28 protein-coding genes are annotated in these 24,168 nt (G+C 72.0%); 18 read left to right on the top strand and 10 right to left on the bottom strand.

The window, feature by feature from the left end; genetic code table 11:
- Positions 1-22: 22 nt before the first annotated feature.
- Positions 23-1,441 (top strand): HAMP domain-containing sensor histidine kinase, encoded by a 1,419-nt coding sequence (locus tag AB0O07_RS22935; RefSeq protein WP_365636253.1) that lies wholly within the window; start codon positions 23-25, stop codon positions 1,439-1,441.
- Positions 1,442-1,501: 60 nt separating this feature from the next.
- Here the strand turns inward: AB0O07_RS22935 and AB0O07_RS22930 are convergent, their stop codons facing one another.
- Together AB0O07_RS22930 and AB0O07_RS22925 are read right to left on the bottom strand one after the other, a co-directional pair.
- The gene (locus AB0O07_RS22930) at positions 1,502-1,864 is read right to left on the bottom strand and encodes a hypothetical protein (protein ID WP_365636086.1); all 363 of its coding nucleotides are present in this window, start codon (positions 1,862-1,864) and stop codon (positions 1,502-1,504) included.
- A complete protein-coding gene (locus AB0O07_RS22925) occupies positions 1,861-2,322 on the bottom strand; it encodes a cupin domain-containing protein (RefSeq protein WP_365636084.1) in 462 nt (153 codons plus the stop codon). The genes AB0O07_RS22930 and AB0O07_RS22925 overlap by 4 nt, the downstream gene beginning before the upstream one ends.
- A gap of 158 nt (positions 2,323-2,480) precedes the next feature.
- On the opposite strand from AB0O07_RS22925, the gene AB0O07_RS22920 reads away from it, so the two are divergent.
- A complete protein-coding gene (locus AB0O07_RS22920; protein ID WP_365636082.1) occupies positions 2,481-3,095 on the top strand; it encodes a TetR/AcrR family transcriptional regulator in 615 nt (204 codons plus the stop codon).
- A 69-nt stretch (positions 3,096-3,164) separates the two neighbouring features.
- Here the strand turns inward: AB0O07_RS22920 and AB0O07_RS22915 are convergent, their stop codons facing one another.
- The 3 genes from AB0O07_RS22915 to AB0O07_RS22905 form a co-directional block, all read right to left on the bottom strand.
- Positions 3,165-3,380 carry a DUF397 domain-containing protein gene (locus AB0O07_RS22915; protein WP_365636080.1) on the bottom strand — a complete coding sequence of 72 codons (216 nt, stop codon included), beginning with the start codon at positions 3,378-3,380 and terminating at the stop codon, positions 3,165-3,167.
- Positions 3,381-3,446: 66 nt separating this feature from the next.
- Complete coding sequence (locus AB0O07_RS22910) at positions 3,447-3,659, bottom strand: DUF397 domain-containing protein (RefSeq protein WP_365636078.1); 213 nt, start codon at positions 3,657-3,659, stop codon at positions 3,447-3,449.
- Positions 3,656-4,510, bottom strand: a complete 855-nt coding sequence (locus tag AB0O07_RS22905) for a helix-turn-helix transcriptional regulator (protein ID WP_365636076.1) — start codon at positions 4,508-4,510, stop codon at positions 3,656-3,658. The genes AB0O07_RS22910 and AB0O07_RS22905 overlap by 4 nt, the downstream gene beginning before the upstream one ends.
- Positions 4,511-4,879: 369 nt before the next feature.
- Between AB0O07_RS22905 and AB0O07_RS22900 the strand changes: the two genes are divergently transcribed.
- Genes AB0O07_RS22900 through AB0O07_RS22890 form a run of 3 tightly spaced genes read left to right on the top strand, consistent with a single transcriptional unit; the run spans position 4,880 to position 5,908 of the window.
- Positions 4,880-5,230, top strand: a complete 351-nt coding sequence (locus tag AB0O07_RS22900; protein WP_365636074.1) for a hypothetical protein — start codon at positions 4,880-4,882, stop codon at positions 5,228-5,230.
- The gene (locus AB0O07_RS22895; protein ID WP_365636073.1) at positions 5,227-5,793 is read left to right on the top strand and encodes a hypothetical protein; all 567 of its coding nucleotides are present in this window, start codon (positions 5,227-5,229) and stop codon (positions 5,791-5,793) included. Before AB0O07_RS22900 ends, AB0O07_RS22895 begins: the two co-directional genes overlap by 4 nt.
- Positions 5,783-5,908 carry a hypothetical protein gene (locus AB0O07_RS22890; RefSeq protein WP_365636071.1) on the top strand — a complete coding sequence of 42 codons (126 nt, stop codon included), beginning with the start codon at positions 5,783-5,785 and terminating at the stop codon, positions 5,906-5,908. The genes AB0O07_RS22895 and AB0O07_RS22890 overlap by 11 nt, the downstream gene beginning before the upstream one ends.
- 172 nt (positions 5,909-6,080) lie before the next feature.
- Here the strand turns inward: AB0O07_RS22890 and AB0O07_RS22885 are convergent, their stop codons facing one another.
- Positions 6,081-7,766, bottom strand: coding sequence for a tetratricopeptide repeat protein (locus AB0O07_RS22885; RefSeq protein WP_365636069.1), 1,686 nt, complete (start codon positions 7,764-7,766; stop codon positions 6,081-6,083).
- A gap of 97 nt (positions 7,767-7,863) precedes the next feature.
- Here AB0O07_RS22885 and AB0O07_RS22880 point away from each other — a divergent pair, with 97 nt between their 5' ends.
- Positions 7,864-9,231: an FAD-linked oxidase C-terminal domain-containing protein gene (locus AB0O07_RS22880; RefSeq protein WP_365636068.1), complete on the top strand. Its 1,368-nt coding sequence runs from the start codon at positions 7,864-7,866 to the stop codon at positions 9,229-9,231.
- Positions 9,232-9,388: 157 nt separating this feature from the next.
- Here the strand turns inward: AB0O07_RS22880 and AB0O07_RS22875 are convergent, their stop codons facing one another.
- The gene (locus AB0O07_RS22875; RefSeq protein WP_365636066.1) at positions 9,389-9,865 is read right to left on the bottom strand and encodes an SsgA family sporulation/cell division regulator; all 477 of its coding nucleotides are present in this window, start codon (positions 9,863-9,865) and stop codon (positions 9,389-9,391) included.
- Between the two features lie 312 nt (positions 9,866-10,177).
- Here AB0O07_RS22875 and AB0O07_RS22870 point away from each other — a divergent pair, with 312 nt between their 5' ends.
- The 3 genes from AB0O07_RS22870 (at position 10,178) to AB0O07_RS22860 (ending at position 12,912) form a co-directional block, all read left to right on the top strand.
- Positions 10,178-10,324, top strand: coding sequence for a hypothetical protein (locus AB0O07_RS22870; RefSeq protein ID WP_365636064.1), 147 nt, complete (start codon positions 10,178-10,180; stop codon positions 10,322-10,324).
- A gap of 63 nt (positions 10,325-10,387) precedes the next feature.
- Entirely contained in the window at positions 10,388-11,947 is a 1,560-nt protein-coding gene (locus tag AB0O07_RS22865; RefSeq protein WP_365636062.1) for an RDD family protein, read from the top strand.
- Positions 11,948-12,102: 155 nt separating this feature from the next.
- Positions 12,103-12,912, top strand: a complete 810-nt coding sequence (locus tag AB0O07_RS22860) for an RDD family protein (protein WP_365636060.1) — start codon at positions 12,103-12,105, stop codon at positions 12,910-12,912.
- A gap of 46 nt (positions 12,913-12,958) precedes the next feature.
- Here the strand turns inward: AB0O07_RS22860 and AB0O07_RS22855 are convergent, their stop codons facing one another.
- Complete coding sequence (locus AB0O07_RS22855; RefSeq protein ID WP_365636057.1) at positions 12,959-13,264, bottom strand: hypothetical protein; 306 nt, start codon at positions 13,262-13,264, stop codon at positions 12,959-12,961.
- Between the two features lie 463 nt (positions 13,265-13,727).
- Here AB0O07_RS22855 and AB0O07_RS22850 point away from each other — a divergent pair, with 463 nt between their 5' ends.
- A complete protein-coding gene (locus AB0O07_RS22850) occupies positions 13,728-16,160 on the top strand; it encodes an immune inhibitor A domain-containing protein (protein WP_365636056.1) in 2,433 nt (810 codons plus the stop codon).
- Positions 16,161-16,297: 137 nt separating this feature from the next.
- The gene (locus AB0O07_RS22845; protein WP_365636054.1) at positions 16,298-16,636 is read left to right on the top strand and encodes a hypothetical protein; all 339 of its coding nucleotides are present in this window, start codon (positions 16,298-16,300) and stop codon (positions 16,634-16,636) included.
- A 29-nt stretch (positions 16,637-16,665) separates the two neighbouring features.
- Here AB0O07_RS22845 and AB0O07_RS22840 read toward each other — a convergent pair whose 3' ends face one another.
- Complete coding sequence (locus AB0O07_RS22840; RefSeq protein ID WP_365636052.1) at positions 16,666-17,268, bottom strand: isochorismatase family protein; 603 nt, start codon at positions 17,266-17,268, stop codon at positions 16,666-16,668.
- A 300-nt stretch (positions 17,269-17,568) separates the two neighbouring features.
- Entirely contained in the window at positions 17,569-18,915 is a 1,347-nt protein-coding gene (locus AB0O07_RS22835) for a nicotinate phosphoribosyltransferase (protein WP_365636051.1), read from the bottom strand.
- 126 nt (positions 18,916-19,041) lie between these two features.
- Between AB0O07_RS22835 and clpS the strand changes: the two genes are divergently transcribed.
- From clpS to AB0O07_RS22800, 7 genes are all read left to right on the top strand, one after another.
- The gene (gene clpS, locus AB0O07_RS22830) at positions 19,042-19,347 is read left to right on the top strand and encodes an ATP-dependent Clp protease adapter ClpS (protein WP_329826863.1); all 306 of its coding nucleotides are present in this window, start codon (positions 19,042-19,044) and stop codon (positions 19,345-19,347) included.
- Positions 19,347-19,949: a DUF2017 domain-containing protein gene (locus AB0O07_RS22825; RefSeq protein ID WP_365636048.1), complete on the top strand. Its 603-nt coding sequence runs from the start codon at positions 19,347-19,349 to the stop codon at positions 19,947-19,949. Before clpS ends, AB0O07_RS22825 begins: the two co-directional genes overlap by 1 nt.
- Positions 19,950-20,443: 494 nt before the next feature.
- Positions 20,444-21,796 (top strand): amino acid permease, encoded by a 1,353-nt coding sequence (locus tag AB0O07_RS22820; RefSeq protein WP_365636250.1) that lies wholly within the window; start codon positions 20,444-20,446, stop codon positions 21,794-21,796.
- A gap of 172 nt (positions 21,797-21,968) precedes the next feature.
- Positions 21,969-22,382, top strand: coding sequence for a M67 family metallopeptidase (locus AB0O07_RS22815; protein ID WP_365636047.1), 414 nt, complete (start codon positions 21,969-21,971; stop codon positions 22,380-22,382).
- Positions 22,383-22,463: 81 nt separating this feature from the next.
- On the top strand, positions 22,464-22,580 hold the full coding sequence (locus AB0O07_RS22810) for a putative leader peptide (RefSeq protein WP_365636045.1): 117 nt from the start codon (positions 22,464-22,466) through the stop codon (positions 22,578-22,580).
- A 199-nt stretch (positions 22,581-22,779) separates the two neighbouring features.
- Complete coding sequence (locus AB0O07_RS22805) at positions 22,780-23,103, top strand: MoaD/ThiS family protein (protein WP_365636043.1); 324 nt, start codon at positions 22,780-22,782, stop codon at positions 23,101-23,103.
- Entirely contained in the window at positions 23,103-24,053 is a 951-nt protein-coding gene (locus AB0O07_RS22800; RefSeq protein ID WP_365636041.1) for a cysteine synthase, read from the top strand. The genes AB0O07_RS22805 and AB0O07_RS22800 overlap by 1 nt, the downstream gene beginning before the upstream one ends.
- Positions 24,054-24,168: the final 115 nt, after the last annotated feature.

The following is a 24,168-nucleotide window of genomic DNA, read 5'->3' as shown; positions in this document are numbered from 1 at the left end:
TTCGGTACGGGCCCGCGCCGCCCTGGCCGCCGCCTCGGCCACCGCCGTCATCCTGGCCGGCGCGGGCTGGTGGGCGTACCACGACGTCCACCGCCGGAGCGTGGAGATCGCCGAAGCCGAGGCGCAGCGGCAGCTCGGGTATCTCTGCGAGCAGGTGCGCGACGGTGTGGTCCCCGCCCGCAGAAGCTCCGTACCGTACGAGATCGTCGCGACCGGCCGGCGCTCCGCCGTCGCCTACGGCGGGGGCATGGAGGAGCTCGACCCCGGCACCCGCCACGCGCTGCCCGCCCCGACGGAGGCCAGGGCCCCCGGGCTCCTGACGATCCTGCCCCTCCGCGTTCCGGCGCCCCGCGACAACAACCCCAGGGACCGGTTCGAACGGGCCGGCCGGATCCATACGGTCATGTTCTACGACATCGGCGCCGGCGAACTCGGCGCTGCCAAGGCGGCGGCTCTGGGCGTCGCCGACGACGCCACGCTCCGCGTCTACGCGGTGGTGGTCCCGGACACGGCCGACGCGATCGCCGGGACCGTCGGCCGCCCGCTGCTCCTGGCCGGGCTCGCGGTCCTCGTCCTGATCACCGCCGTCGCCTACTGCGCCGTCCGGATCGCGCTGCGCCCGGTCGAGGCCATCCGCGTCCTCACCGCCTCGGTCACCGCGAGCGACCCGCGCGAACGGGTCACCGTCCCCGCCACGGGGCACGAGCTCACCGCCCTCGCCACCACCATCAACACCACCCTCCAGCGCATCGACAACGCCGCAGCCCAGCAGCGCCGTTTCGTCGCGGACGCCGCCCACGAACTGCGCAGCCCCCTCACCACCCTGCTCGCCAGCCTGGAGGTCGCGCTCGCCTACCCGGAACGCACCGACTGGCCCGCCGCAGCCACCACCGCCGCCCGGCAGACCCGCCGCCTCCAGGCCCTCGCCGAGGACCTGCTCCTCCTCGCCCGTCTCGACACCCGCGCGCCCGTGGCCGCCGGGCCCGGCACCGTCGACCTGACCGCCCTCGCCACCCGGCTGACCGAGCAGTACCCGCTCACCGCACGGCCGTTGACCCTCACCTGCGACAGCACCGCCCCCGCCTCGGCCCCCGCGCACGTACGCGGAAACCCCGGCGAGTGCGAACGGCTGCTGCGCAACCTTCTCGACAACGCCGCCCGCCACGCCGCCCACCGCATCCAGGTCACCATCCGGAACGAGGACGACCGGGTGGTCCTCACGGTGCACGACGACGGTCCCGGCGTGCCCGCCGAGGACGCCGAGCGCATCTTCGAACGCTTCGTCCGGCTCGACGACGCCCGCTCCCGCGACAGCGGCGGCACCGGACTGGGCCTCGCCATCGCCCGCGACCTGGCCCACCGCCACCAGGGCACCCTCACCCTCACCCCCCGGACCCTCGGCGCCTGCTTCGAACTGCGCCTCCCCCGGGCGCCGGAGTGAGGGAGGGAATGAGTGAGGGAATGAGGGAGTGAGAACTCCTCACCGAAAGGGGAAGGCCCCTCACCGGAGGGCGACAGCCGTCGCCACATGTATCGCGGTCAGCAGCAGGGGGCCCGCGATCATCGTCCACTTCCGGCGGGCGACGCCGATCGCCGCGTCGCCCACCTGGGCGGCTGCCGCCGCGTACAGGACGGCCGCGGTGGCCGGACCCGACCACAGCAGCGGTACGACCCCGGCCGCCACCCCCAGCGGGAGTCCCCTGGCCGCGTACATCCAGCCGTAGAACCGTTCACCGCCGGTCGGCGGATCGCTGGCGGTCAGTGCCGCCGGCCGTACGCCGCCCACCACGGCGAAGGCGGTACTGGCCACGGCGGCGACGGTGTTGGCCACGAGCAGCAAGGTCACGGGGGTCACGGGGATCACGGGGCGTACTCCGTGGACGGTTCGGTGCCGTACTTCGTCCAGACCTCGGCCACGGAGTCGGGGGTCAGCGGCTGTCCCGACTCCACCATGTCCTTGAGGTCGCGGAAGTACCGCACATAGAGGTCCGGGGTGAAGGTGTTCAGCATGGACGCGGGTTCGTCGCTCACATTGGCGAAGGTGTGCGGCGCGCCCGGCGGAACCATGACCCAGGTGCCCGCGCAGGCGTCGTGGTCGACCTGCCCCACGGTGAACCGCACACTGCCCGAGAGCACGTAGAAGCCCTCGTCGTGCTCGGCGTGGCGGTGCTGCGGCGGGCCGGGGGTGTGGGGAGGGAGGGTGATCTCGCCCATCCCCAGGCGGTGTTCGGTGTTGCTGCCGTCCTCAAGGATGCGGATCCGCGACGGCCCGTTGACGAAGAGCTCGCCCTCGTCCGGACCGATGATCGACACCTTGGCCATGAAGTCTCCCGGTGACTGGTTGATGTGACCGTTGCCAGGACTCTAGGACCGTTCACCCTCCTCGTGCAAGTGAACTTTCACGAAGGTGTCAGTCATTCACGGCGAGGGTGCCGCCCTATACTGCCGGGGGAGGACCCGGAGGACAGAGGAGGATGGTCATGGACGGGCAGGATCGCCCACGCCGGCTCACCAACCAGATGGAACGCACCAGGTCCGCGATTGTCGAGGCGGCCCGCGCCCGCGCGGAGAGCGGCGCGGAGATCAAGGCGTCGGCGATCGCGGCCGACGCGCGCGTCTCCGAAGCGACCCTCTACCGGTACTTCCCCGACCTCGTCTCGCTCCTGCGCGCCTCCGTCCCGGCGACGGACCAGGTCGAGATCCTCCGGTCGATGACGGACAGCGACGACCCGGTCGTACGGATCGGCCAGGCCGCCGAGGTCCTCGGCCGGGCCGTGCTGCGCAGGGAAGGCGCCGTCCGCGCCCTCGTCGCCGCGACCGTCGCGAAACCGGCCGCCGCCAAGAGCCGTCCCGCCCACCGCTTCGCGCTCATCGAGCACGCGCTCGCCCCCTGGATCGACCGGAACGGCCTGGCGGGACGCCCGGAGACGGAACAACTCGTCCGCGACCTCGCCGTCGTCATCAGCGCCGAATCGCTGTTCACCCTGATCGACCTCTGCGGCCAGTCACCCGACGCCGCGGTCACCGCCCTCGCGGCCACCGCCCGCCGCGTCACCGAGGCGGCGGTCGCGAACACCCCCACCTCCCCGGGGTGACGGGCCGGGCCCCGCCACCCCGGGGAGGGTGACGGGGCCCGGTGAACCGCTGGGCGCCGTGCCGCGGAATCAGGCGCTACGGAACCGGCCCGCTTTGACGCCCGCGACGAAGACAGCGAACGAGCCGACCGGTAAGCCCAGGACGGGGCCGTGCGGGTTCTTGCTGTCGCGGACGGGGACGGTGCCGGAGGCTGCGTGTGCGGGGGCCCATTCGAGGCAGTCGCCCCCGTTCGAGTCGCTGTAGGTCGACTTCATCCACCGCGCATGAGCGAGGTCGGGGGTCATGGGTGTACTCCGCTCCGGGGGAGGGGCGCAGGGGGCCGGTGAACCCGTACCCGCTGCGCCGGGTGATCAGGCGGCGCGGAACTCGCCTGACTTGACGCCCGCCACGAAGGCGGTGAACGAGTGGGCGGGGAAGCCGAGGGCGGGGCCGTGGGGGTTCTTGGAGTCCCGGACGGGGACGATCCCGGGGATCCCTTCCCCGATCTCAAGGCACGTGCCTTCGTTGGGGCCGCTGTAACTGGACTTGCGCCAGCGGACGGGCAGCTTGCTTGCGCTGGTCATTTCGCTAGTTCCTCCATGTGTCGCCGGATCAGCCCGGCCGACTCCTGAGGGGACAAGGCATAGCCCCTGAGCAGATCATAGGCGTGCCCGGCGTAGGTGACTTCCGCCTCGTCCAGGGCAGTCCGGCCCCGTGAGAAGCCGTCGACGTACAACACATCATGAGGCGGACGACGGTTGCCCGTCTTCGGGTTTTCGCCTTGGCCGAAGCTCAGCAGCGTGAAGGATCCGTCCAGCCCAGGGTGGGAGACCACGGTACGGGGGAGCACCTGGATCACGGTGCGCGGCTCCTCGCCCACCTCCAAGAGCCGGGCCAACTGGGCGCGCATGACCGCCGGACCGCCCAGGGGGCGGGTGAGCGCATTCTCGTCCAGGATGAACCAGGCGCGCGGACGGTCCTCCCGCTCGAAGATCGCCTGTCGCGTCATACGAGCGGCGACGAGAGGTTCCACCCTGTCCGGTCGTCCACTCTCCGCCACCGCCCGCGCGTACCCCTCCGTCTGGAGAAGGCCGGACACCACCTGACCGTCGAACGCGCGGATCGAGGACGCCTGCGCCTCAAGCTCAACATAGGGCAGGAACCAGCCCGGGTAGGCGTACCGGATCACGAACGGCAGGAACTCCTCGAAGAAGTCGGTACCGAAAGCCCTGTCCAGGTCCGCCGCCAAGTCGGCGCTGGGTACGCGCTTCGCGTTCTCCACGTAGCTGATCATGGCCCCGGTCGCGTGCGCCTTCGTGGCCAACTCCTGCTGCGACCAGCCCCGTTCGGTCCGCAGCCTGAGAACTCGTGAGCCGAAGAAGGACAACAGGCTCGCTGTCGCTTCCGGTTGACCGTTGTCGTCTTCCTGTGGCACGAGTACGCGCCCCCTTAGTGGTCTCGGGCACTTAACTTCCGCAGCGTTAAAGCGATGCCCCTAGTGAGACTACGCGCCGCCGCCGAATCTGTAATTAAGCAAGCACAATACGTAGGCGCTGGAGGCGCGGAACATGGATCAGCGAATGGTCCCCCTAATGGGCGAAGACATGACAGGCGAGCTGCCCGCTGTAACGGCGACCAGTGGCCTGCCGGGCCCCTGGCGACCGGCCCCGGTTCCCGGTTGTGACCTGTGTGACTGGTGGGACCGGCGGCGGGAGAACGCCTGTCGGGGGATCGGGGAGGCCAGCGTGGCCCACTGCGCGCGGCAGATCGCGGCGCACCCGCACCGGCGGGCCGGTGAGTCCGGATGACGACTCCCGAACCGCCCGTCCCGCCCCGCTACCCGCCGCGCCGCCGGGGCCTGCGTTCCGCCCCGTCCACCTCTTCCGCCCCTGAGTCGTCCTCGCTGCCTGCTCTGTCGGGTCTGCGGGTCGGGATGGCGGTGTACGACCGGCGGACCGAAATGCCGGGCATCATCAGCTCGTTCGCCGGATCACTGGTCTGCCTCGTCCGCCCCTCCGGGCACACCTGGCAGGCCACGCTGAACGCCGTACGCCCCGCGACCGAACGCGAACGCACCCAGCTCCGCGCCCTCGCCGAACTCCACCGCCGCCAACGCCCCCCGGCCACACCCCCCACCGGGTGGCGCCCGGCATGAGCAGCGCCCGCTTCTACAACGTGACCGTGGTCTGCGAAGGACCCACCGCCACCGGCACCCAGGCACGGGTCGTCCTCGCCGCCCGACAAGCGGTCACGGCGGATGCCGCCCTGGTCTTCCTGCGCCAGCAGGCCCGCCGCATCGCCAACGGCCTCGACCCCGGCCCGGGAACCGCATGGACACCACGCGGAACCCTCACCCCCGTATGGTCCCCCGACCCCGACGTCCCCACCACCCTCCGCATCTGGTGCCACACCCCCCAAGCACAGAGAACCGCCCGGGAACGCCTCCTCGCCGGAGCCGAATTCACCCTCACCGCCAACGACTTCAGCGGCCGATACACCCTCAGAGCACTCCCCGTACCCCTACCCGCACCCGTACTCGCGCCCCTGTCCGTGCCCGGGTACCTGCCCCTGCCCCTGTCCGCGTACCCACTGGCACGCCATGCGCAGCCCCCGGAGCGCCGCAGGCACCGCAAGAGCAAACCTGGCTGGTTCGACCGGCTCCGGCTCCGGCTGCCGTTTCCGTTCCGGCGGCGGGTCCGCACGGCGCATGCGGCCTGATCCCGATGACACCGCACGGGCCCTGCGAACGGTACGGACCGTGCTCGTCGTCAGCGCCGCCCTCGCCGCCTACACGGTCACCGGATGGCTCCTCGCCGAACACTTCACCCGCTGACGAACGCTCCCGGGGTGGGCAGGAACGACCGGAACACCGAGAGCCGCCGAGGCTCCAAGCACCGGCCGTACACGAGAGCGGGGCCCGGTTCCCCCGAACCGGGCCCCGCTCCCTTCGTACCCCCGTGCCGGTACGCCGCTCCCGTACGTACGCCGCTACCGCCGCCCGCCCCTCAGGACGCCGACGGCACCGGCGCCTCAGACGCCACGGGCGCGGCCGGAGTCCCACCCCCTGTCGGCGTTCCACCCGGGGCCGGAGTCCCGCTCGGGGCCGGGGCCGGTGTCGCCGCACCCGAGGTGGGGCGGGCCATCTCCGCGGGCTGCGGGGTCGAGCCCGCGCCCTCGATGTCGCGCGGGCCGCCCTCCACCGGCTCGCCCAGCGACTCCAGCGCGTCGATCGCGCGGGGCGCCAGCAGCGGCGAGAAGTACGGGTTGATCCGCAGCGCGTCCCCGACATGGCGGCGGGCCGGGCCGTACAGGTCCAGGGAGCGTTCGATCTCGGCCCGGTGGTAGAGGAAGAGCGCGCTCCGCCGGCCCTGGTCCGTCGCCTTCTTCGCGTACGGGAGTGCCTCCTGGGGGCGGCCCACCCGGTAGAGGGCCCAGGCCAGGGCGTCCGCCACGTCGATGCTGCGGTGGCCCCGGCCCCACTCGGCGCGCAGCCGCGCCACCGCCGCCGCCGGGTCCCCGTGGTCGGCCTCGAAGCGGCCGAGGACCAGCTCCTCGTTGACCCCGTCGCCCTGGGCCCGCGACGCCCGCGCCCGCAGGGTCGCGTACTGGGTACGGGCGTCGCCGTCCAGGCCGCTCGCGTCGTACAGCTCGCCCAGTTCCAGGGCGTACTCCGGGCGCGGCAGACGGTTCAGGGCGGCCTGGTAGGCGCGGTACGCCTCGTCCGTGCGGCTCAGCGCGGCGAGCGCGCGGGCCCGGCCCGCCAGCGCCGCGGGGTGGTCGGGGAGCGCGGTGAGGGCCGCGTCGTAGTGGCCCATCGCCTCCGACGGCTCACCGCGCTCCCAGGCCAGCTCGCCCAGCGCGCAGAGCGCCTCCGCCTTCTCGGTGGGCGAATCCGCGTGCGTGGACGCCTCGTCGGCCTTCGCCTCCGCGTCCTCGCGCCAGCCCCGGTCCCGGTAGACGGAGACCGCGCGGCTCAGCGCCGCCGGGGAGCCGGGGCGCAGCTCCTTCAGCTTGTCGAGCGCCTTGCCGGCCGCCGCGTACTGGCCCAGGCCGGTGTACGCGTCGATCAGCGCCGGATACGCGCGCCACGCCCGGGGCTGCCGGGCCCGCAGCGTCTCCGCCCACTTCTTGGCGGTGGTGAAGTCATGGCGGGCGTTGGCCAGCGAGGCGAGACCCGCCAGCGCCTGGGTACGGGCGGGCACGCCCGCCCCGCCCCGCTTGCTGTCGTCCCCGGAGCCGTCGGCGGTGCCGTCCGCCTCCGTATCCTCGGCACCCTCGGCCCCCGTACCGTCCGCTCCGCGCGCGCCGTGGTCCTCCGGGCCCGCCGCCCCCACCGGCTGGCCCTTCAGGGAGCGCTGGAGCGCCTGGTCGGCCTTGGAGTAGTACGAGGAGTCCCCGTGCCGCTCCCCGCGCTCGACATACGCCGCGCCCAGCACCGCCCACGCCGAGGCGTCCTCCGGGTGGACCCGTACCCACTTCTCGCGGTCCTGGATGAGCGCGTCGAGGTCGGCCAGCGAGGCGGGCGCGCCCGCGCTCACCGCAGCCAGGGCCCGTTCCTGCGGAGTGCGTTCGTCCGCTCCGTCCCGGTCGGGGACGAACAGCACGACGCCCGCGACCAGTACCGCGCCCACCCCGGCGGCCAGCGCCGCCCGTCTGACCTGCCTGACCTGCTCCGTCTTCATGGGGTTCATGGCGATTACTGTGCGTCAATATGAAGAGCACACCGTGTTGTGGGCCGTGAGACGCACACGGGTTCACACCGATGGCCCCGGGTGCGAGCCTGGGGGTATGGACGATCTTCTCGCACGGCTCCGGACCGGCCTCCCCGCCGATGCCCTGATCACCGATCCCGACATCACGCGCTCCTACGCCAACGACATGGCCAGCTTCTGCCCGGCCGGCGACCCGGCCGTCGTCGTGCTCCCGCGCACCGTCGAACAGGTCCAGCACGTCATGCGCACCGCCACCGCGCTCCGTACCCCCGTCGTGCCGCAAGGCGCCCGTACGGGGCTCTCCGGCGCCGCCAACGCCTCGGACGGGTGCATCGTCCTCTCCCTGACCAAAATGGACCGGATCCTGGAGATCAACCCGGTCGACCGGATCGCCGTCGTCGAGCCCGGCGTCATCAACGCCACGCTCTCCCGCGCCGTCGCCGAGGTCGGCCTCGCCTACCCGCCCGACCCGTCGAGCTGGGAGATGTGCACCATCGGCGGGAACATCGGCACCGCCTCCGGAGGGCTCTGCTGCGTCAAGTACGGGGTGACGGCGGAGTACGTCCTCGGACTCGATGTCGTCCTCGCCGACGGCCGGCTCCTCACCACCGGACGCCGCACCGCCAAGGGCGTGGCCGGATATGACCTCACCCGGCTCTTCGTCGGCTCCGAGGGCAGCCTCGGCATCGTCGTCCAGGCCGTCCTCGCGCTCAAGCCCGAACCGCCCCAGCAGCTCGCCCTCGCCGCCGAGTTCGGCTCGGCCGCCGCCGCGTGCGAGGCCGTCTGCCGGATCATGGAGCGCGGGCACACCCCCTCGCTCCTCGAAATCATGGACCGGACGACCGTCCGCGCCGTCAACGCGATGGCCAACATGGGCCTCCCCGACTCCACCGAGGCGCTCCTCCTCGCCGCCTTCGACACCCCGGAGCCCGCCGCCGACCTCGCCGCCGTCGGCGAGCTCTGCACGGCGGCGGGCGCCACCCAGGTCGTCCCCGCCGACGACGCCGCCGAGTCCGAACTGCTGCTCCAGGCCCGCCGCCTCGCCCTCCCCGCGCTGGAGGCCGTCAAATCGGCCACCATGATCGACGACGTCTGCGTACCGCGCTCGCGGCTCGGCGCGCTCTTCGAGGGCACCGCCGCCATCGCCGAGAAGTACGACCTGACCATCGGCGTCTGCGCGCACGCGGGCGACGGCAACACCCACCCCGTCGTCTGCTTCGACCAGGCCGACCCGGACGAGTCCCGGCGGGCCCGGCAGTCGTTCGACGAGATCATGGGCCTCGGCCTGGAGCTGGGCGGCACGATCACCGGCGAGCACGGCGTGGGCACCCTGAAGAAGGAGTGGCTCTCGCGGGAGCTGGGGCCGGTGGGGCTGGAGTTGCAGCGGAACATCAAGCGGACCTTCGACCCGCTGGGCCTGCTCAACCCGGGCAAGCTCTTCTGAGCCCCGCCCGTCAAAGTGGCCCGCCGGGGTCACTGTCGTCACCCGCTTCCCGCGCGTCACGCGTCGAACCTCCTTGCGTTACGTGCGGAGGCGTCCGCGGCGGTGTGCGCGGCGGAGTGCGGGGCGGTGTGCGCGGCGGCGCGCCGGGCCGGGCGGCTCACGCGTCGCCGTCCGCCGACTCGTCCGACGGCCACGGGTCCCGCAGCCAGAGTTCGTCGGCGGCGGCCGGGGCCAGCAGCTCGGTGAGCGCGGCGTCGAGCCCGAGCCGCCCGGCCTCCGTACCGGGCGGCACGATCCGCAGCGTCCGCTCCAGCCACGCCGACACCGCCGCCGCAGGACCCTCCAGCAGCGCGTCCCCGTCCGGGGAGGAGAGCGCGACACAGAGCAGATGACGCCCGTCGACCCGGGTCGGCCAGATCCGGACATCGCCGTGACCGCACGGCCGGAACACCCCCTCCACCAGCAGTTCCCTGGCGAAGGTCCAGTGCACGGGGGAGTCCGAGCCGATATGGAAGGTGATGTGCACGGCGTACGGATCGGCCACCCGGTACGTCAGCCGGGCCGGCACGGGGATGGAGCGCTCGGGGGAGAGCACCAGATTCAGTTCCAGTTCACGTTCGACCACAGAGTGCATGGGCGGGCACTTCCTCTCCTGCGACAGGGCCCGGTGGTGGGACCTCATCAGAAGAGAGGCGGCGGCGCGCGCTTTATGACGCGGCTTTCGCAAGGAACTCACGACTTTCCGCGCCGGCATCCCCGGCGGCTCTCCCAGCCGTCTCCCGGAGGCTCCCCAGCCGGTCTCCCGGCGGCCCCCGGGCGGCCCCCCGGGCGGCCCTTCCGGCGGCTTTCGGGAGGAAGGTCAATCGACCGATCATGCCGCACCGATGTGCAGGTTTCGTGCACCATGGCGAACAGATTCCACCCAGCAGCCTTACGCTTCGCAGCAGTGCTCCCGGCCCCTCGCCCGAAGACGCCCGATTCCGTCGGGCGCCAGCTTCCGGACCCCGCGTTCTTCGTTAATGTCTTCCCCGATGTCCCTCTGGATGTCTTCCTGGACGTCTTCCTGGACGAGCGGTGGCGGCGGATCCGGTGACCGGTTCGGCGCCGAGCGGTCCTGTCAGGTCAATCTTGGTGTGAACGAACGGAGTTGGGGTCAGTGGCTACTCCTCCTGGTGACGGCGGGAACGTACCCCGGGAAGGCTTCTACCCGGACCCTTCCATCCCCGGGTACATCCGGTACTGGAACGGTGCCGCCTGGGTGCCCGGCACCTCGCGCCCGGCGCCCCGCGAGGGCGAGAGCGTGCCCGCGCTCCCGGCCGCCGCGCCCGCCCCGGCCCCGGTCCCCCCGCCCGCGCCGCCCGCCGTGGACGAGACGGGCCCGGTCTTCCTGGACGACGGCTCCGGCGGGCGGCCCGCCCAGGAGCCCGCCTCCGCGTGGCGGGCCGACGCCTCCCGCCAGTCCGGCCTCGGCGGCGCCCGCGACGCCCGGGTCTCCTGGGGCGCGACCCCCGGCCAGGACCCCCGGATCCCCGCGCCCTCCCCGGCACCCCCGGCCGCCGCCGACGGCGGCGAGGGCCCCGGAGCCCCGGCCCCCGACCCGACCGGGGGCGCGCTCCCCGGCGTACGCGCCCTGGGGCCCGGCCCGAGCGCCACCGGTACGGAGCCGGGAGGCGCGCCCGGCGGCGACGGCACCGGAGCCGGTGGCGGCAACGGCATCGACGTGGACCACGACTCACCCGTCACCGACGGTACGGTCGCGATCCGCCCCCTGCGCCGCAACAAGCCCCCCACGCCCCGCGAGAGCGGCCCGCCCGCCGACTCCACCATGACCATCCGGGCCCTGCGCGCCGCCCGCCGCGCCAAGGACGAGGAGGCCGCCTCGGGGCGTACCGGCCGGGACGAGGGCACCATGGCGATCCGCGCGGTCGGCGCCGGGCCCAGGCCCCAGCTCCCCGCCCGCCAGCCCGGCCAGCAGCAGCCCCAGGACCGGACCGCGTCCCCGGCCCCCGCCGTTCCGGCCCAGCCCCAGCCCTACGCACCCGTCCCGGCCCCCGCCCCCGAGCCCGCGCCGGGGCCGGAGCCGGGGCCGGTCAGCGCGGGCAGCGGCGGCGGCGCCACCTCCTGGGCCCAGCAGGTGCACCGGCTCGCCCAGGCGGACCCCGGCGACCAGCCCGTGGTGCCCTGGAAGCCCCCGGTCGAGGACCCGTTCCTCCAGGCCGCGCGGGCCCAGGCGGCGGCGCGCCCGGCCGGCCTCGGCAAGCGCGTCGTGGCCCGGCTGATCGACACGCTGGTCCTCGGCCTGGTCGTCGGTGCCGCCGCCGTACCGCTGATCAGCGGCGCCCTGGCCCATATCGACACCAAGGTCGAGGCGGCCCGGCAGACCGGCGAGACCGTCACCGTCTGGCTGCTCGACGCCACCACGGCCGGGTACTTCGGCGGGGTCCTCGCCACGCTGCTGGTCGTCGGCGTCCTGTACGAGGCGGTGCCGACCGCCAAGTGGGGCGCCACGCTGGGCAAGAAGCTCTGCGGGCTCGACGTCCGGGACATCGAGACCCACGAACCCCCCGCCTTCGGCGCCGCGCTCCGCCGCTGGCTGGTCTACAGCGTGCTCGGGGTGCTGGTGGTGGGGATCGCCAATGTGCTCTGGTGCCTGATCGACCGCCCGTGGCGGCAGTGCTGGCACGACAAGGCCGCCCACACCTTCGTGGCCCGCTGACGGCCGGACGGCCAGACGCCTGACAGCCGGACGGCCTGACAGCCGGACGGCCTGACAGCCGGCCGGCCTGACGGCCCGTAGGGGGCGGAAGCCGCCGTTCCGCCGAACGGCGGCACGCCGTTGCGGGCCCCCGCCGCCCGGGGTGCACTGCCCCCATGAGCAACGACCAGCCGCCGTCAGGACCGCCGCCCGGTGACGACCCCTCCGACCCCTTCCTCAAGCACCCCGAGGGGTCCCAGGGGCCCCAGGAACCCACCGGGCCCCAGGGGCCGCCCCCGTCCTCGGGCGGCTCCTCGGGGGACTCCTGGGGCTCCTCGGGGGGTTCCTCGCACGGGGCGTACGGCGGGGAGCACGGGCCGCCCAAGGCGCCGCCATACGACCCCGACGCCCCCGGCGGCGGCGCGTTCGGCGCACCGCCCCACGGACAGGACCCCTACGGGGGAGGCGGGGGAGGCGGCGGGCGCGACCCCTACGGGGGGACGGACCCGCTCGCCGGGATGCCGCCGCTCGCCCCGTTCGCGACCCGGCTCGCCGCCCGGGTGATCGACGCGCTGATCATCTTCATCCCGCTGGCGATCATCTCGCTCCTCACCGGCGGCTGGCACGCGTCGAACAACGGGAACTGGAACGAGGTCACCAACCAGGTCAACACCGGTACCCAGTGGCTCTGGTCGCTGATCTCGATCATCGCGTACGTCGGCTACGACACCCTGATGACCCGGAAGTACGGGCAGACCCTCGGCAAGCGCTGGCTCCGGCTGCGGGTGGCGATGCTCAACGACGGCGCCGTGCCCTCGCCCAACGCGGCCCTGGTGCGCGCGCTGGTGCTCTGGGTGCCCGCGCTGGTCTGCTGCCTCTTCCTCTGGTGGCTGATCATCATCATCACGATCCTGGCCAGCCGGCCGTACCGGCAGGGCCTGCACGACAAGGCGGCCAGGACCGTCGTGGTGACAGCGCCTCAGTAGGCGGCGGCGGTCCGGCGGCGGACCGCCGCCCGCCGGCCGGCGGGCGTCAGCGGTGGGCTTCCGCGTTGACGGCGCTCCCGCCCGCCCCCTGCGTGCGCTGCCCCGGCGCCGTGGCGCGCGCCGCGGTGGTCTCGGCGGCGGGCCTGCGGTGCGGGGTGGCGGAGCGGGCGGCACGGGCCTTGCGGGGCAGCGGCGCGGTCATGGCGACGAGCAGCCCCAGACCGAGCGCGGCGACACCGATCACCGCCACGCCGATGCCCGTGCTCGTACCGGAGAGCAGCAGCATGACGAGGGTGGAACAGACGATGGTGGCGGAGCCGTAGGCGAGCTGTGCGGCAGTCGGACGCGGCATGGCGGAATCCGTCCCTCGGGGGTGTGTGCTGTGGGGTATTGGGGATTCTTTGTCTCTGGGGATGTTTTGTTGCGTCTCGCGGGGTCTCGTATCACTCCGTGCACTGGACAAGTGGTGTCAGGACGTCGCAAGGCGGTCGCACTCGCTAGCGACTCTAAGGGCGTGGATACCCCGAGGGGAACGGGGACTAAGCCCGACCCGGCCTCCACCCCCGGTGCACAGGGGGCGCACCGCATCACGCCCCCGCATCAACCGGCCGAAAATATGCGCCCGTTGGCCGGTTTGCCCTCACTGTCCGCATACCGGATCCGGACAATCGCATAGTGCAATTGACGGGTTCAAGTCAAGGTCTGTCTTTTCTCCGGCAACTCCGGTCCAATGTCGTCACTTATGACGCGCAGTCGCGCGCGGATCCTCCACTTCCGGTCCGCGGACCGCTGCGCCGGGGAGGAACACAGACCAAGTGATCAGAAACCCACGGGCGAGAAGAGTGTCGGCGGTGATCGTGGCGCTCGCCGCCACCGCCGCGACGGCCTCAGCCTTCACCACGGCACAGGCCCAGGACAACCCCGCCTCCACCGCCTCCAACGCGTCCGCCGCTTCCTCGGCCGACCGCCACGACCCGGCGCCGGGCGCCGGCCACGTGGAGCACGACCTGGACGGCCCGTTCAGCGACCAGCAGACGAAGCAGCGCGACGCCGCGCTCCGCCAGGTCCTGTCCGGCAAGGCCAAGAAGGAGAAGCGCGGCGGCTCCCAGGTCGTCAAGCTCGACAGCGGCAAGTACGTGGAGCTGGCCCGGGAGAAGACCGACAAGATCTTCACGATCCTGGTGGAGTTCGGCGACGAGGTCGACAACACCACCATGTACGACCCGGACGGCCCCGACGGACCGCTGCCGCCCGTCGTCAAGTACGGCGGCGACCCCGGCCCCGCGCACAACGAGATAGCCGAGCCGGACCGGAAGGTCGACAACTCCACCGCCTGGCAGGCCGACTACAGCCAGCAGCACTTCCAGGACCTCTACTTCGGCACCGGCAACGACGCCAAGGGGCAGCCGAAGCAGTCCCTGAAGACCTACTACGAGAAGACCTCGTCCGGCCGCTACTCGGTCGACGGCGAGGTCTCCGACTGGGTCAAGGTCAAGTGGAACGAGGCCCGTTACGGCTCCAACTACTGCGGCTCCTCCAACTGCGCCAACGTCTGGGACCTGGTCCGCGACGCCCTCGCGTCCTGGACCGCCGACCAGAAGGCCCAGGGCAAGACGGACGCCGAGATCAAGGAGTACCTCTCCCAGTACGACCAGTGGGACCGGTACGACTACGACAACGACGGCGACTTCAACGAGCCCGACGGCTACATCGACCACTTCCAGATCGTCCACGCCGGTGAGGACGAGTCCGCCGGCGGCGGCGTCCAGGGCACCGACGCCCTCTGGGCCCACCGCTGGTACGCGTACGGCACCCAGGCGGGCTCCACGGGCCCCGCGTACAACAAGGCGGGCGGCGCGCCCATCGGCGACACCGGCATCTGGGTCGGCGACTACACGATGCAGCCGGAGAACGGCGGACTCGGGGTCTTCGCCCACGAGTACGGCCACGACCTGGGCCTGCCCGACCACTACGACACCCAGGGCGGCGAGAACTCCACCGGCTTCTGGACGCTGATGTCCTCCGGTTCCTGGCTGGGCACCGGCAAGGACCAGATCGGCGACCTCCCGGGCGACATGACCGCCTGGGACAAGCTCCAGCTCGGCTGGCTCGACTACGACCAGGCCAAGGCCGCCACCGCCTCCACCCACAAGCTCGGCGTCTCCGCCTACAACACGGCGAACCCGCAGGCGCTCGTCGTCGAACTCCCCGACAAGGAGAAGACGACGACGATCGTCAAGCCGGCCGAGGGCGCGAAGCAGTGGTGGAGCGACATGGGTGACGACCTCAAGAACACCCTGACCCGCTCCGTCGACCTGACCGGCGCCTCGTCCGCCGCGCTCTCCCTCACCGGCTGGTGGGACATCGAGGAGAACTACGACTTCCTCTACACCGAGGTCTCCACGGACGGCGGCGCCAACTGGACCCCGCTGGACGGCACGGCGGACGGCGCGGCCCTGCCGCGCGACGACGCCGGACGCACGGCGCTGACCGGCGTCTCGGAGACGGCGAAGAAGCTGGTCTTCCCGCTGGACGCGTACGCGGGCCGGAAGTTCGACCTGCGCTTCCGCTACCAGACCGACGGCGGCGTCAGCGGCAAGGGCTTCACGGCCGACGAGATCACCCTCACCGCCGACGGCGCCCCGGTCTTCACCGACAACGCCGAGGGCGACGACGCCGGCTGGAGCGCGAACGGCTTCTCGCGCATCGGCGAGTCCTTCACCCAGGACTACCCGCAGTACTACATCGCCGAGAACCGCCAGTACGTCTCGTACGACCAGACCCTCAAGGTCGGCCCGTACAACTTCGGCTTCACGGCGCCGCTGGACGCCCGGGTCGAGCACTACCCGTACCAGACCGGCCTGTTGGTCTGGCTCTGGGACACCTCCCAGAAGGACAACAACACCAGCGCCCACCCGGGCGAGGGCCGGGTCCTGCCGGTCGACGCCCACCCGCAGCCGCTGCGGTGGTCGGACGGCACGCTGATGCGGAACCGGATCCAGTCCTTCGACTCGACCTTCAGCCGCTACCCGACGACCCCGCTCACCCTCCACAAGGCGGACGCCCCGACCCGGATCGCGGCGCGTCCCGGGGTGCCGTACTTCGACGACCGTACGGGCTCGTACTGGAGCGAGGAGAACAAGGGCGGAAGCGTCAAGGTCACTGACACCAACACCAGGATCACCATCGTGGACCAGCCGCGCGATGGCCGGACGATCACGGTCAAGGTGGGTAAATCCAGTAAGTAACCCTAAGTAACACCAGGTCAGACCCATGATCGGCCGTTGCCCCCTGGCGGGCGGCGGCCGTTCGTGTTTAGGTGCGTCCTACAGTTCTCTTATTGACACCGACGTCCGACGGGGGAGAAGGCGGGGGAGAGGAAGACATGGCGAGTGGCGGCTTCAGCAAGCTCCCGAACGGCACCGTGGTGGTCGCGCTGGCCCTGCCCAGCCCGGCCGCCGAGGGCGGCACCGTGCGCGTCCTGGTGCACGCCGCGAACCGGCCCCGCGCCCTGACCAGGCTGCGGAACCTCGGGCTGCGCGCGGTCTACCTGCGGGGCAACGCGGAGCCGCCGACCCCGGACGAGATCACCGCCGTACTCCACCACCCGGAGGGCCTGCTCTGGCGCACGGCGGCGGCCTCCTCGCCGGGGTCGGGGGCCCCGGACGACCAGTTCTGGCGGCCGATCCGGGCGCTGCTCAGACCGGCCGCGATGGGGCACTGAGAGGGCGCCGAAGGGCGCTGGGCGGGCGCTCAGACGGGCTCGACGACCGCCCGCCCGGTCAGCTCCACCCCCGCCTCCCGCAGCTCCGCCAGGGCCCGCTCGGTGGTCCCCGCGGCCACCCCGGCCGTCAGGTCCAGCAGGACCCGGGTGGTGAACCCGGCCCGTACCGCGTCCAGCGCCGTGGCCCGTACGCAGTGGTCCGTCGCGATGCCGACCACGTCGACCTCGGTGACCCCGCGCGCCCGGAACCACTCCACCGGCCGGACACCGTTCTCGTCGGCGCCCTCGAAACCGCTGTACGCGGCCGAGTAGGCGCCCTTGTCGAAGACCGCGGCGATCGCGCCGGAGGCGACCGCCGGGGCGAAGTTCGGGTGGAAGCCCACCCCCTCCGTACCGGCCACACAGTGCGGCGGCCAGGAGTCCACATAGTCCGGGACGTCCGGGGCCACCGCGAAGTGGTCACCCGGATCGACATGGCAGTCACGGGTGGCGACCACATGGCGGTAACCAGGGGTCGCCTGGGCTATCAGTTCGGTGATGGCGGCGGCGACATCGGCGCCCCCGGCCACGGCGAGGCTGCCGCCCTCGCAGAAGTCGTTCTGTACGTCGACGACGATCAGTGCGCGGTGCATGAGGGGGGTCCTTCAGTGGGGAGCGGACAGGAGGCGGTACGGGGATCAGGCGGTGCGGGGATACCGAACGGGGCGTGCGACCGGGGGAGGGCGGCTGGAATGTGAGCGTAGAGACTCCCGGGGCCGTACGGGAGGGGTCGTACCGGGGTCGTGCCGAGGGGCGTACGACCGCACCCGCACGGCGCGTACGGCGCCCCGCCCGGCTCACCCGCCCGCGCGTCCCCTTCCATCGTCCCTCCCGGGGCCGCTCCCCGGGGCGCTCGGGGGACACGCGCCCGGCGCTCCCCGGCGCCCCCGGCCTCACACGTACTCGGTCGGAATGACCGGTTCCCCCCGGGAGAGCTGCGTCGCCGACATCGGCAGCGCGGCCCGCGCCGCCGTGTGCCGCTCGCGCGCCCGGTCCAGCGGCTCGCGCGCCACGGTCTCGCCGCCCTTGACCAGCTCCACCAGGAGCTGCCGGTCCAGCAGCTCCGCCGGGACCGGTCCGGTGCCGAGCAACTCGGCCTCGGCGACCCCGTCCGCGTCCGTCCGGCGCGCCGCCCACTTCCGCCCGCCCACCGAGGTCTTCCCGCCCGTCGACCGCTTCGCGACCGGCACCAGCGGGGCCTTCGGATCGGCGGATGCGGCGCGGGCCACCAGCTTGTAGACCATGGAGCAGGTCGGGTGGCCGCTGCCCGTGACGAGCTGGGTGCCGACGCCGTACGCGTCCACGGGCGCCGCCGCCAGCGAGGCGATCGCGTACTCGTCCAGGTCCGAGGTGACCACGATCCGGGTGTTCACCGCGCCCAGCTCGTCGAGCTGGGTACGGACCCGGTGCGCGACCAGCAGCAGGTCGCCCGAGTCGATCCGGACGGCGCCCAGCTCGGGCCCGGCGATCTCCACGGCGGTCCGTACCGCCTCCGCCACGTCGTACGTGTCGACCAGCAGCGTGGTCCCCCGGCCGAGCGAGTCGACCTGGGCGCGGAACGCGTCCCGCTCGGTGTCGTGCAGCAGCGTGAAGGCGTGCGCGCTCGTCCCGACGGTCGGGATGGAGTACCGGAACCCGGCGGCCAGGTCGGAGGTGGCGTCGAAGCCGCCCACGTACGCGGCGCGCGCCGCGGCCACCGCGGCCAGCTCGTGGGTACGGCGCGCGCCCATCTCGATCAGCCGGCGCCCGCCCGCCGCGTTCGCCATCCGGGAGGCCGCGGCGGCGATCGCCGAGTCGTGGTTGAGGATCGAGAGGAGCACGGTCTCCAGCAGCACGCACTCGGCGAAGGAGCCCTCGACCCGGAGGACCGGGGAGCCGGGGAAGTAGACCTCGCCCTCCGGGTACCCCCAGATGTCACCGCGGAAGCGGTACGCGGCGAGCCACTCCAGGGTCGCCTCGTCGACCACCTCGTTCTCGCGCAGGAAGCCGATCAGGGCGGGGTCGAAGCGGAAGTTCTCGACGGCGTCCAGGACCCGCCCGGTGCCGGCCACCACCCCGTACCTGCGGCCCTCGGGGAGGCGCCGGGTGAAGACCTCGAAGACGGAGCGCCGGTCGGCCGTACCCCCGCGCAGGGACGCCTCCAGCATCGTCAGCTCGTACTGATCGGTGAAGAGCGCGGTCGACGGGATGTCGACCGGCAGTCCAAGCCCTGCCGTGTGCGCAAGGTCCGCAGTGTTCATACGACGATGCTACCCCGAATAGTCGTCACTCTGACGATTTCTCTGGTGGCCGTTTGTGCGACACCGGTCACGTGGTGGCAGCATGGGACGCACAGAAACTCGCAGAGAAGAAGGTCGTTCCGAACCGTGAGTGTTGCGCCGACTGAGATCGAACGTCCCGAATCGGCCGAGGAGACCTTCGCGGTCCCCGAGCCGGACGTGCCGTGGGTGACGATCGTCCACAACGATCCGGTCAACCTCATGAGTTACGTGGCCTACGTCTTCCAGACCTATTTCGGCTATTCGAAGGACAAGGCGCACAAACTGATGCTCGACGTCCACCACAAGGGCCGCGCGGTCGTCTCCAGCGGCAGCCGCGAGGAGATGGAGCGCGACGTGCAGGCGATGCACGGATTCGGGCTCTGGGCGACCCTCTCGCAGGACCGCACCTGATGGCCGGGCGCTTCGAGGCGATCCCGGGCGGCGGCGCGGCCGTCGCGCTCGACGAGGTCGAGATCTCCATCCTCCGCTCCCTGGTCGTCCAGCTCCTGGAGCTGATCGGCCCCGGCGACGAGCCCGCCCAGGGCGAGGACCCGCTCGCCGCGCTCTTCACCCCGGGACCCAGCGAGCCGCCCGCCGACCCGGCGCTGGCCCGGCTCTTCCCGGACGCGTACGGGGACCCGGAGGGGCCCGGCTCCGGGGAGGAGGACGAGGAGCTCAAGGAGTACTCCGCCGAGTTCCGCCGCTTCACCGAGAACGACCTGCGCGGCCGGAAGCGCGAGGACGGCCTGGCGCTGGTGCGCACCCTGGACGGCGTCACCGCCACGGGTGAGGGCGGCGCCGTACTGAAGCTGACGCCGGACGACTGCCTGCACTGGCTCGGCGCCCTCAACGACCTGCGGCTCACGATCGGGACCCGCCTTGAGGTCACCGACGAGGACGAGGGCGGCGAGCTGTACCGGCTCCCCGACTCCGACCCGCGCAAGCCGATGGTGATGGCCTACCTGTGGCTGGGCGCGCTCCAGGAGTCCCTGGTGGAGACGGTGCTCCCGTGACGGGGACCTCGTACGCGTGACGGGGTGACCAGGGCAGGAGCGGCCGGGGCGGTGGGTTCCGTGCCTCCGTACGGCCCCTTCCCGTTCGCTCAAATGCCGCTCAATTCGGGGTAACGATCACATCACCGATCCCGCGTTCTTTGCGGTCCGGGGTGGGATTCGTCCGCTTTTTTCTGTCTGCTGTGCCACAGTCGCGGGCGTCCGTCGTCCGCCGTCCCGTGATAGATCTGCCGGACCCCCCGGGGACGCCACCCCTGTCCCCGGGGGTGTTTCGACCGGCCGACCGCCGGTGGCACTCCATCTGTATCCGGGGGGATCGACGACGGCTCCGTGGCCGAGGCGGTCCACGGATCCGCAATGGAGAAAGGCGCACGACCATGACCTCTGCGCAGGTCGACCAGGAGCAGGACGGCGGCAGGCCGTCCGGAGGTCCCGCCGGGCGCGGCGTGGGCGAAGAGGGGTACGAGCGGGGGCTCGGCAGCCGCCAGGTCCAGATGATCGCCATCGGCGGCGCCATCGGTGTGGGCCTCTTCATGGGCGCCGGGGCGAACATCGCCAAGGCGGGCCCCAGCATCATCCTCATGTACGCGCTCGCCGGCGTGGTGATCTTCTTCATCATGCGGGCGCTGGGCGAACTCCTCCTCTACCGGCCCGTCTCCGGCTCCTTCGCCGAGTACGCCCGCGAGTTCCTCGGCCCCTTCTTCGGCTTCGCCACCGGCTGGACGTACTGGCTGATGTGGGTGGTCACCGGCATGGCGGAGCTGACCGCCGCCGCCATCTACATCCACTTCTGGTTCCCGCAGATCCCCCAGTGGGTCAGCGCGCTGGTCTTCCTCGTGGTCCTCTTCGGAGTGAACCTGATCTCCGTCAAGATCTTCGGCGAGGTCGAGTTCTGGTTCTCGATGGTCAAGGTCACCGCCATCATCGGCATGATCGTCATCGGTCTGGGCGTCCTCACCCTCGGCTTCTCCGACGCCGGGGACACCGCCGCCGTCGCCAACCTCTGGGACCACCACGGGATCTTCCCCAACGGCATCGGCTCCAGCCTGATGACCCTCCAGGGCGTGATGTTCGCGTACCTCGCCGTCGAGCTGGTCGGCGTCACGGCGGGCGAGTCCGAGAACCCCGAGAAGACCCTGCCCAAGGCCATCAACACGCTGCCCTGGCGCATCATCGTCTTCTATGTCGGCGCGCTCCTGGTGATCCTCTCGGTGGTCAAGTGGACCGAGTTCCAGGCCGGTACGAGCCCCTTCGTGTACGCCTTCGAGAAGATGGGCATCCCGCTCGCCGCGGGCATCGTCAACTTCGTCGTCCTCACCGCCGCGCTCTCCTCCTGCAACTCCGGCATGTACTCCACCGGCCGGATGCTCCGCGACCTCGCGGCCAACGGCGAGGCCCCGGGCGCGCTCGGCAGGCTCAACGCCCGGAAGACCCCGGCCGTCGGCATCACCGTCTCCGTCGTCCTCATGGGCGTCGGCGTGATCCTCAACTACATCGTCCCGGAGAAGGCGTTCGGCTATGTGACCTCGGTCGCCACCGCCGCCGGCATCTGGACCTGGATGATGATCCTCATCAGCCATATGCGGTACCGCAAGGCCGTCGAGGCGGGCCGCCTCCCGGCCTCCCCCTTCCCGGCCCCGGCCGGTATCCACGGCAGCCGCTGGGCCGCCGCCTTCCTGCTCGGCGTCACCGGTCTCATCGCGTACGACAGCGAGGCCCGCATCTGTCTCTACGTGGGCGTCGTCTGGGCCGTCTGCCTCGCGATCGGCTGGCAGCTCCTCAAGGGCCGCGCGGCGAAGAACACCGGCGACCCCGGACAGCCGGCCTACGCCCCGGCCGCCGACTGACCGCTGTCCCGCGACACCGCTTCCCCGCGACACCGCTTTCCCACGACACCGTTTTTCCGCCACACCGCTCGACCGTCGCACCGCTGTACCGGCGCATCGGGCCGCGCCCCTCGGGAAGCTCCCCAGGGGGCGCGGCCCTTCGCCGCGCAGGCGGTCCCTCTATATTTTCTTCATGCTGACCATCACCCAGGCCCTGCACGACCAGATCGTGGCGCACGCGCGCGCCGACCACCCCGACGAGGCATGCGGTGTCGTCGCGGGCCCCGAGGGGAGCGGCAGGCCCGAGCGGTTCATCCCGATGCTGAACGCCGCCCGCTCGCCCACCTTCTACGAGTTCGACTCGGCGGACCTGCTCAAGCTCTACCGGGAGCTGGACGACCGGGACGAGGAGCCGGTGATCATCTACCACTCCCACACCGCGACCGAGGCGTACCCCTCCCGTACGGACATCACCTACGCCAACGAACCCGGCGCCCACTACGTCCTCGTCTCCACCGCCGACACCGACGGCGCGGGCCCCTTCCAGTTCCGTTCGTTCCGCATCGTGGACGGAAAAGTGACGGAAGAGCCCGTCGACATCGTGTGACGTCCCACCTGATGGACCGCGACCGTCCGCCCAGTGGGAACACATCTCCAGCCGCTGAACGGGAATCGATACGATGAGCGCATGGTTTTCCTCGATGTGAGCGACAAGACGCCGAGCACCCCGCTGCTCGTGGCGCGGCTGCACGTCGATCTGTGCCGCCTCGCGAGTGCCATCTGTCCCGGCCGCACCGCCGGCTGAGCGACTGCCCGCCCGGCGGGCGGAGCCCCGTGCCCGCACGCCGGACCCGTACCGTCGTACCGTTCCGTCCGGTTCCCTTCCGTCCGGTTCCGTACGCCGTACCGCACGTCAGCACCTCACCGCAGACACCGCACCACCCCCTCGCGCGGGGGCCCGAGCCGCGCGCCCGTCACGCAGTCTCCCGACAGGAGCCCATGTCATGGCCATCGAGGTCCGCATCCCGACCATCCTCCGCACCTACACCGACGGAGCCAAGGCGGTCGAGGGGACCGGCGACACGCTCTCCGAGCTCTTCGCCGACCTGGACACCCGGCATGCCGGCATCCGGGAACGGCTGATCGACCCGGCCAAGGACAACCAGCTCCGCCGCTTCGTCAACGTCTACCTCAACGACGAGGACGTCCGTTTCCTGGACGGCATCGCCACCAAGCTCGCCGACGGCGACAGCGTCACCATCCTCCCGGCCGTGGCCGGCGGCGCGCTCCCGCTCTCCGGTGTGCCCGACGAGATGCGCGCGGTCTGATGCGGTACGACTCCCCGCTGGCGGCGGTCGGCAACACCCCGCTGGTCCGGCTCGTCCGGCTCTCCCCGTCGGACGACGTCCGGATCTGGGCGAAGCTGGAGGACCGCAACCCCACGGGCTCCGTCAAGGACCGGCCCGCGCTCCACATGATCGAACAGGCCGAGAAGGACGGCCGGCTCACCCCGGGGTGCACCATCCTGGAGCCCACCAGCGGCAACACCGGTATCTCGCTCGCCATGGCGGCCCGCCTCAAGGGGTACCGGATCGTCTGCGTCATGCCGGAGAACACCTCGCGGGAGCGGCGCGAGCTGCTCGCCATGTGGGGGGCGGAGATCGTGCCGTCCCCCGCCGCCGGCGGCTCCAACACCGCCGTACGGGTGGCGAAGGAGCTCGCCGAGGAGAACCCCTCCTGGGTGATGCTCTACCAGTACGGGAACCCCGACAACGCGGGCGCCCACTACGCCACCACCGGACCCGAGATCCTCGCCGACCTGCCCTCCGTCACCCACTTCGTGGCGGGCCTGGGCACCACCGGCACCCTGATGGGCGTCGGCCGGTATCTGCGCGAGCATGTCGAAGGCGTCCAGATCGTCGCCGCCGAGCCCCGCTACGACGACCTGGTCTACGGGCTGCGCAACCTCGACGAGGGCTTCGTCCCCGAGCTGTACGACGCCTCGGTCCTCACCACCCGCTACTCCGTCGGCTCGGCGGACGCGGTCGCCCGGACCCGCGAACTCCTCCAGCGGGAAGGCATCTTCGCGGGTGTCTCCACCGGCGCCGCGCTGCACGCGGCGATCGGGGTGGGCCGCAAGGCGGTCAAGGCGGGGGAGAGCGCCGACATCGTCTTCGTGGTGGCGGACGGGGGCTGGAAGTACCTCTCGACCGGCGTCTACACCGCCGCGACCACCGAAGAGGCGATCGAGGCGCTGCACGGCCAGCTCTGGGCCTGACGGCGCGCCGGAGGAACGGGCGCGCCGGAAGGAAGCAGGGGCGCGCCGTAGCACGGGCGCGCCGGAAGTACGGACCGGCCGGCCGGGAAGCCGGGCGACGGGGAGAGCGGGGAAC

This window comes from Streptomyces sp. NPDC093085 (assembly GCF_040683935.1).
Taxonomy (GTDB): Bacteria; Actinomycetota; Actinomycetes; order Streptomycetales; family Streptomycetaceae; genus Streptomyces.
This window is presented reverse-complemented; position numbering and strand designations above follow the sequence as displayed.

Bases quoted from the DNA above. Each gene is read 5' to 3' on its own strand.
- AB0O07_RS22925 (WP_365636084.1), bottom strand. From the start codon at position 2,322: ATGGCCAAGGTGTCGATCATCGGTCCGGACGAGGGCGAGCTCTTCGTC.
- AB0O07_RS22920 (WP_365636082.1), top strand. From the start codon at position 2,481: ATGGACGGGCAGGATCGCCCACGCCGGCTCACCAACCAGATGGAACGC.
- AB0O07_RS22915 (WP_365636080.1), bottom strand. From the start codon at position 3,380: ATGACCCCCGACCTCGCTCATGCGCGGTGGATGAAGTCGACCTACAGC.
- AB0O07_RS22910 (WP_365636078.1), bottom strand. From the start codon at position 3,659: ATGACCAGCGCAAGCAAGCTGCCCGTCCGCTGGCGCAAGTCCAGTTAC.
- AB0O07_RS22900 (WP_365636074.1), top strand. From the start codon at position 4,880: ATGACGACTCCCGAACCGCCCGTCCCGCCCCGCTACCCGCCGCGCCGC.
- AB0O07_RS22895 (WP_365636073.1), top strand. From the start codon at position 5,227: ATGAGCAGCGCCCGCTTCTACAACGTGACCGTGGTCTGCGAAGGACCC.
- AB0O07_RS22890 (WP_365636071.1), top strand. From the start codon at position 5,783: ATGCGGCCTGATCCCGATGACACCGCACGGGCCCTGCGAACGGTACGG.
- AB0O07_RS22885 (WP_365636069.1), bottom strand. From the start codon at position 7,766: ATGAACCCCATGAAGACGGAGCAGGTCAGGCAGGTCAGACGGGCGGCG.
- AB0O07_RS22880 (WP_365636068.1), top strand. From the start codon at position 7,864: ATGGACGATCTTCTCGCACGGCTCCGGACCGGCCTCCCCGCCGATGCC.
- AB0O07_RS22875 (WP_365636066.1), bottom strand. From the start codon at position 9,865: ATGCACTCTGTGGTCGAACGTGAACTGGAACTGAATCTGGTGCTCTCC.
- AB0O07_RS22860 (WP_365636060.1), top strand. From the start codon at position 12,103: ATGAGCAACGACCAGCCGCCGTCAGGACCGCCGCCCGGTGACGACCCC.
- AB0O07_RS22855 (WP_365636057.1), bottom strand. From the start codon at position 13,264: ATGCCGCGTCCGACTGCCGCACAGCTCGCCTACGGCTCCGCCACCATC.
- AB0O07_RS22845 (WP_365636054.1), top strand. From the start codon at position 16,298: ATGGCGAGTGGCGGCTTCAGCAAGCTCCCGAACGGCACCGTGGTGGTC.
- AB0O07_RS22840 (WP_365636052.1), bottom strand. From the start codon at position 17,268: ATGCACCGCGCACTGATCGTCGTCGACGTACAGAACGACTTCTGCGAG.
- AB0O07_RS22835 (WP_365636051.1), bottom strand. From the start codon at position 18,915: ATGAACACTGCGGACCTTGCGCACACGGCAGGGCTTGGACTGCCGGTC.
- AB0O07_RS22825 (WP_365636048.1), top strand. From the start codon at position 19,347: ATGGCCGGGCGCTTCGAGGCGATCCCGGGCGGCGGCGCGGCCGTCGCG.
- AB0O07_RS22820 (WP_365636250.1), top strand. From the start codon at position 20,444: ATGATCGCCATCGGCGGCGCCATCGGTGTGGGCCTCTTCATGGGCGCC.
- AB0O07_RS22815 (WP_365636047.1), top strand. From the start codon at position 21,969: ATGCTGACCATCACCCAGGCCCTGCACGACCAGATCGTGGCGCACGCG.
- AB0O07_RS22810 (WP_365636045.1), top strand. From the start codon at position 22,464: ATGGTTTTCCTCGATGTGAGCGACAAGACGCCGAGCACCCCGCTGCTC.
- AB0O07_RS22805 (WP_365636043.1), top strand. From the start codon at position 22,780: ATGGCCATCGAGGTCCGCATCCCGACCATCCTCCGCACCTACACCGAC.
- AB0O07_RS22800 (WP_365636041.1), top strand. From the start codon at position 23,103: ATGCGGTACGACTCCCCGCTGGCGGCGGTCGGCAACACCCCGCTGGTC.